The sequence below is a fragment of the Xenorhabdus sp. Sc-CR9 genome (assembly GCF_963897815.1).
In the GTDB taxonomy this organism is placed as follows: Bacteria; Pseudomonadota; Gammaproteobacteria; order Enterobacterales; family Enterobacteriaceae; genus Xenorhabdus.
Genome location: NZ_CAWQTY010000033.1, coordinates 78,928 through 85,149, shown reverse-complemented (window position 1 = coordinate 85,149; position 6,222 = coordinate 78,928). Strand labels below are relative to the sequence as shown.

General features: G+C 41.0%; 5 protein-coding genes. 3 read left to right on the top strand and 2 right to left on the bottom strand.

Translation table 11 applies throughout. The annotated features are described in order from the left end of the window. Positions 1-197: 197 nt before the first annotated feature. Both rhuM and AACQ81_RS01990 read right to left on the bottom strand, forming a co-directional pair. Positions 198-1,205, bottom strand: coding sequence for a RhuM family protein (gene rhuM, locus AACQ81_RS01995; protein ID WP_237386117.1), 1,008 nt, complete (start codon positions 1,203-1,205; stop codon positions 198-200). A 225-nt stretch (positions 1,206-1,430) separates the two neighbouring features. Further along, on the bottom strand, positions 1,431-1,793 hold the full coding sequence (locus tag AACQ81_RS01990; protein ID WP_237386116.1) for a LecA/PA-IL family lectin: 363 nt from the start codon (positions 1,791-1,793) through the stop codon (positions 1,431-1,433). Between the two features lie 2,171 nt (positions 1,794-3,964). Here AACQ81_RS01990 and AACQ81_RS01985 point away from each other — a divergent pair. The 3 genes from AACQ81_RS01985 to AACQ81_RS01975 all read left to right on the top strand — a co-directional run bounded on the left by AACQ81_RS01985 (position 3,965) and on the right by AACQ81_RS01975 (position 6,156). Next, the gene (locus AACQ81_RS01985) at positions 3,965-4,396 is read left to right on the top strand and encodes an antiterminator Q family protein (protein WP_237386114.1); all 432 of its coding nucleotides are present in this window, start codon (positions 3,965-3,967) and stop codon (positions 4,394-4,396) included. Between the two features lie 475 nt (positions 4,397-4,871). Continuing rightward, on the top strand, positions 4,872-5,021 hold the full coding sequence (locus AACQ81_RS01980; protein WP_339353353.1) for a hypothetical protein: 150 nt from the start codon (positions 4,872-4,874) through the stop codon (positions 5,019-5,021). A 427-nt stretch (positions 5,022-5,448) separates the two neighbouring features. Next, positions 5,449-6,156 carry a hypothetical protein gene (locus AACQ81_RS01975; RefSeq protein WP_237386113.1) on the top strand — a complete coding sequence of 236 codons (708 nt, stop codon included), beginning with the start codon at positions 5,449-5,451 and terminating at the stop codon, positions 6,154-6,156. Positions 6,157-6,222 lie beyond the last annotated feature (66 nt).

Sequence of the window (6,222 nt, the reverse complement as noted above, 5' to 3'; positions counted from 1 at the left end):
CTTTTGTCGATGTAGTTCCAGACAATGTGTAAGTAATCCTGTGTGAGTGGTGCGAGTGTGCATGCTGCGGAGTGGGACCCTTTGCAAGTTCTCGGGGGCCGGCGTTAGGGGTGTCGTGTGCGGAGTCAGGCAGCTTCGGTGTGGAATGTGAGGGGTAGGGAGGAATAGAAAAAAGCCCTCGCGGGGAGGGCTGGGGTTTATTCTTCAAAAAGAAAATTATATTCGCCTAACTCTACAAGCTCTTCATCATATATATAGCCAGCATCTTCAATTATTTTCTTTTTCTTATATCTTTCAAATTCTTGTCTTGCATGATCTAATGCTGTGTCTTTTAGGTAATCTCGATACCCAGGGAAAACATCGTAGTCATTTAAAGTTAGCAACCTGTCTAGTTGAGCGTGAAGTGAGTGCATTGTCATCGCCTTCCCTTGAAGGGCTGTAGATTCTGCGTAAAGCAGAAATTGCTCAGAAAGTAGATGTAAGCGATATAACTCATCAGGCCTGAGATAATTTTTACCAACTTCAATTTCTTTTTTAGTGGGAAAAGTTCCGATTATGGAGTAAAGACCCATATTATCTTCACGATGATTTGCCCTATCAAGAATTAACTTTGAGCTAGTCATTCCTGTCACAGCATGATGAAATTTGTCTTGCAGGAGAGCGTAAAAAGTTCTGACTTCTTGAGATGAGGGATTGTAGTCAGAAGCGCTAATCTTAAAGCATTCACGTACCTTAGCGTAAACCTGCTTTTCTCCAGATCTTATTTCGCGAACTTTTGCTGCTAATTTGTTGACTTTTTCCGGTGATTCACTGAGAGCTTTTTCGTTAAGGATATAACCTTGTTCAAGATAAGTTCTCAGTGTTTGAGTTGCCCATTGACGAAAATGTATTGCTCTTTTGGCACTCACCCTATAACCGACGGAAATAATGATATCTAAATTATAATGATATATCCTTCTATTAATAGTCCTATTTACCTCATTTCGAACTACTGCAAATTTTTCAGTAGTTGACGATTCATCTAATTCGCCATCTTTATAGATGTTTCCTATATGCTTTATGATAGTAGTTTCATCTACGTCATAAAGAGCAGCTATTTCTTTAGTTGTAGCCCATATTTCTTGCGTATCCCGATGTATCTTGAAATCAATTAGCTCATTTTCTTTTTGAAAGACTACCAGACTAAAGCGTTGATCGGCACTCATGCAGAATTCCCTATAGTTAATTGATTTCAATAGAACATAGCGACAAATATATTATCACTCTCAATAATCTGTTGATCAGAAATTGCTTAATCTGTGAGAGAGCAGCGTAATGAATTCACACAGGACGCAATAAAAAATATGGTTTCAAATCAATACGGTTTTAATTGGTTATATTAACGGAAATTATTAACCCGCAGAAAGTTGCGGGTTAGGTATTGAGATTATTTATTTTCTTTCTTGAAGAGGATTATAACGTGACTCTATTTTAACATTCACAGAAAACACACCAGAATTATCGTTATATTGGCTATCTAAAAATAAAAAAGTTAATTCACCATTTGTAGGGACTGTTCTGTGGAGTACACCATTGCCAATTTCATAGGTGCTGTCACCAATTTTTGCAATTAAACCCCCTCCTGGGGGATGAGGCGGAACTCCTTGAGGGGCAGACCAAGGATTTGTATTGTCATGGGTATACCTAATCCAGCCAGAGGCAGTAACAGAGATCACGTCTCCTTTTTCAAGGATAAGCCCAGTGGGTTGACCTTGTTGAAGTTTTCCAGAAACAGTTCCAGACCAATCGTACATAGTATTACCTCCAGTCATTATATTTTGAAAGTGACTTTTATCAGCCTATGAAGGCGGGTTACTTCTCCGCCAGTAAACATCAATAAAATGGGTTCATCAATACTGGAGAGAACTTCTGATTAGGATGGCACAGAACGACTGATAGGGCATCCATAAAATCCATTCACATTGCTGATAAGACTTGGCAAAGACACTGCCTCTTCGCCTTCTAACCCCTTGATTTTATTAATCTCTGGCACTGTGACAGAATTACGCAAAATCAGCCCCTTACCTAAAGGTGGGATTTCTCACCTTTTAACTCTCCAGCCTTTTGCATGGTGTAAGGACTCCTTAATCTCAAGGGGTCATATTACCGAGGTCCTCACTTTGGCCTGTCACTCTTTAACTAAGGGGTATGAGAAATATTTCTTACACTCAGCGATATTTTTCGCTCAGCTCTAATCGGCGGAATTTTTCGTTGATTCATTCACCTGTTTAGCCAGGTTCGCCAATCTGACGGTCAGCGGTGGAATCAATAGGTTAATCAACTATAGGGGAAATCACCACAGTAGGAGAGCTTGAGTTTAAGCCGTCCAGTACATACGGATTATCCCATATGTTAAAGGGACCGCCCTATAGTGTTCCCATCCCACCTTGAAACCTACCTCAATTCCTTTGGCAAAATTACATCTGATCGTCAAATATCATCAAAAAATTTGAATATTTAAAACTACTGTTTATATGAACAGAAAGATGATGGTTTGGATATGAATTTTAGCCGTGGATTTTTTAGGCTTTGTTATGATGACCGCTCTTCAATATAGGTCTTGGGGAAAGTGATCCGAGGAGAAGGTCAGACCCAAAATAAGCAAAATTGACACGTATTTTCGTTACACTTTTTTACAATTTGAAACATATTAGTTATAAATAAAAACACCTCAGAGGAGGGGATCTGAGGTGTTTCAAATTTGACTTCACGTGCATTTTACGTGCACTTTTAAGTCCATTTACTGTCATGACAGTGACCAATCAACTTTGCTAACTTACTGTTTTTCAAGTTGTTGTCCTGATACTGTCCGCTGGCGGAATTTGATCTAGTTATTTAACTTTATAATAAATAACATATTTAATTTTTATCTATGGGATTGTTACTACCAAACTTACTACCAAAAACATTTGTGATTGCTTTTTGACCGGGGAGGGGATTAGCTATGTATATTCATATTTATAAACAGTATTTTTAGGTGTCCCGCTGTCCCGCTGTCCCAGTGTCCCTTATGTATTTATATAAATATAAAAATATTATATTTATTATATAGTTATATCTATTTTAAAAAGTAATTATTCAGTAAAAATTAGGGACAAGGGCGGGACAGTACCTAATATACGCGTCCCAACACTTTGATAATCCCCTCCTCGGAAATGCACAACACCTTTTGCCAGCGGTAAATAGCCGTGGGGTTGGAGCTAAACTGAGCAGTAAAGCTAAGAGGGGATCTCCGCTTAGGCCAAAGCAGAGACTCTTGTTTAGGTCTGGAAGCGAAAAATTTCTATAAGCTCGTCTCTCTTCTTCATCTGTTATGGATTTTTCGCCGGACTTAGCATCTTGGTTTTAGAGTCCAGTGGTTTGATGTAGTTTAGGGATGGTTAATCTTTTTCTGTAGTTTTGCGTAGTATATGTGAAAAAATTTGAACTATGGTGGCTCGCGTTTTTGCTTGTTCATAAATAAATATAAAGGCGACTTTATGGGGTCAGTTCATTAAGGACTTTCAAATCTACCGAATCGGTATAATTAAACATAATCAGTAAGTTACATTATGACGCAAATTTGCGTCATCCCTTGCCCGTCAATCTCCCGAACATATAACCACTTGATTTATACCGTAAAGCAAATCTGCTCTACGGTATAATCGGGTGTGTTCTTCCCCGTAACACCTTGATAAAGCTTAATTCTAGCAAATCGCGAGAATTAAAAACCTTTTAAAATCATCAACATCAAGTTTTGGATCATCAATTACTTCCCCCTCAAATTGAGGAAAAGCCAGATGGTCAAAATCTTGACCATGTACCCAACCATTTGATTTTTAGGGTGACTCAGATTTGAGTTACGGCTTTTACCCCATTTCCTCTTATCCACCAGCGATGATATTATGTACTTGTTAACTGGTACATTTGAGGCGGATAAAAAACCATGTACAGAGACATGCAAAAAATACTGTCACATTGGGGTGGGTGGGTAGCGCAAGGCAGAGTTAACATTGGCTGGAAGTCTGTTTCTGCGGGGTTTAGAGACGCGGTGACTTATACCGGCAGCAATAAGCTATCGTGCAGTGACGAAGACGGCATAATCATTGATAGCTGCGTTGCCAAACTGCGTAACGTCGGTATGTCTCAGGAATGTGATTTTATCGAGCAGCACTACGTTGGTGGAATGTCGAAACGTGCGATAGGCCGTAAGTTCAAGCTCAGTGAGAGCGAGGTCAGAAAGCGAATGCTGGTGGCCGAAAGTTTTATCTTGGGGTGTCTTGAGATCCTGGAGGAACCCTTAGAAATTGACCTTATTTACGGCTTCCACGGTAACTATGCTAAAAAGCGCAGTTCAGCATTAAGCGCCCAGTTATAAAAGCCTCCCCTTTGCCCGACAACCTGCGCGAACGGCTACCGCCATATTTGGCGGTAGGGTTAATTAGACAAATTTGTCCAGTAGGGCTAAGGCAAGAATTCCTGCTTAATATCAAAACTGGCTAAGGCGAAATTCCGCCTTAGGTTAACTACCGTAATGCCGGTAGTTCGCCAAATGCCACCAGCCCCACAGGGTATAGGTGGGGGTATGACGGGCAGGGCAAAGCCTTAGCCCACAGGGTCAAAGTAACTCATTGATAAGTATCAAATACCCCGAAACGCAGAGTTTAGATGAGTGCGGATTTTCAACTTACACCATTGGAGTAAGTTAACAATAATCAGTTTGTTAAGTGTCGTTCCTCGGACTAAATGCCAACTTGCGCCAATGGCGTTTACCGAGAATATCAAGGGATTAGGTTTAATTCCGTGTGCCGTACGGAATCAAGCACACTACAAATATGCAGTCTGGTTATGAGATGATCAGTTTTTTGGATCATGAAGTAAATCAGTACGTTAACCGTAACTCAAATGTGAGTTACGAAGAAGAACAACAGGTTAAGGGGCTTGGCTCTCGTCCGGCTTCCCCCAATGGGGGTTTCCGAGAATATCAATGGGTTAGGCTTTGATGTCAAAAGCTATACGGCCTCAAGGTGTGAATTCACACCCTGCTTAAATACCGAGCACCACAAGGATATTGACGTGATTCCGGCGTTTCGCCGGAATTCAGCAAGTTATCCCATTCGCAGCGCTGAACCAAGCTGTAAATATGCAGCTTGTGTTATTAGCAGTACAGCTTGTAATCCCGTTGCCGTTCTCCCTCTTTGCCCGGCTTCCTCAATTGGAGGTTTCCGAAATTATCAAAAGGTTAGCTCACCTTAGCTTGTTGATAATGTTTAATTATAACGATTCGTTAGAATCAGAATTTGGACAAAAGTCACCAGCTATAGCACAATGGTAATCGATGAGGCTATCTCGACGGAGAGAAAAGCGGTAAGCCTTGCCGCCTGCCTCGTCACCTCCATTGTTAAGGCACTACGTTATAAGGCGGACGTGATGAAACCTTTTGTATACCCGTTTGAAAACCCCACTATTACCGCTGGGCTAGCATTAATCAACGCAACTGAACCCCCATTTACCGTAGAGGCTAAAGACTTAACCGCTTGGTTTAAAGAGGGGAAAATAGCCCGGTATCTATTGCTTGATGATATTCGCGCACTGTGGGGTAACGAGGGCTTGAGTGCAGAATTTGACTCAATATTCGGTGAGGCTAAAGGATGCACGTTAATCGCCTCTACGGTAGTAGATAAAGAGTGGGGCAAGATAGGACAAGGAGAACTGGCAACATACAGCGTTTATGCTCTTGATACCGCACAAGCCCTATATGCTGAGGAGGGGGGTTTAATACCCTCGATTGATCATGGAAATATCGGGCAGGGGGTACAAGATGCTGAAAGCGAAAAAGCACTATTTGATTATCCTATGCCTGAACCCGTTCTACCTCGCTACGAAGCCGAAAAAATCTACAACATGATCCACGCCAAGCCAATACCTGAAAAAGAGTATAAATTACGCTCAACCAAAATTCAGAGCAGATCTATTGTCGAATTTCTAATCTCACACGGTTTTACAGATAAAGACTTTCAGGGAAGCATTACTACATTGCAGCAAAAAATAACCAATAAAGGCGTTAACGCTACCCTCGCCAGTGTTACAGAGAAAACGGTCATTGACTGGTTAACGAAAGGTGGAGTACGAAAGTAAGATAACGGAGTTTTCCAAAACTCCGCCGAATCTCCTTCGTAAAATTTTAACCTTCCTCCCGTACTG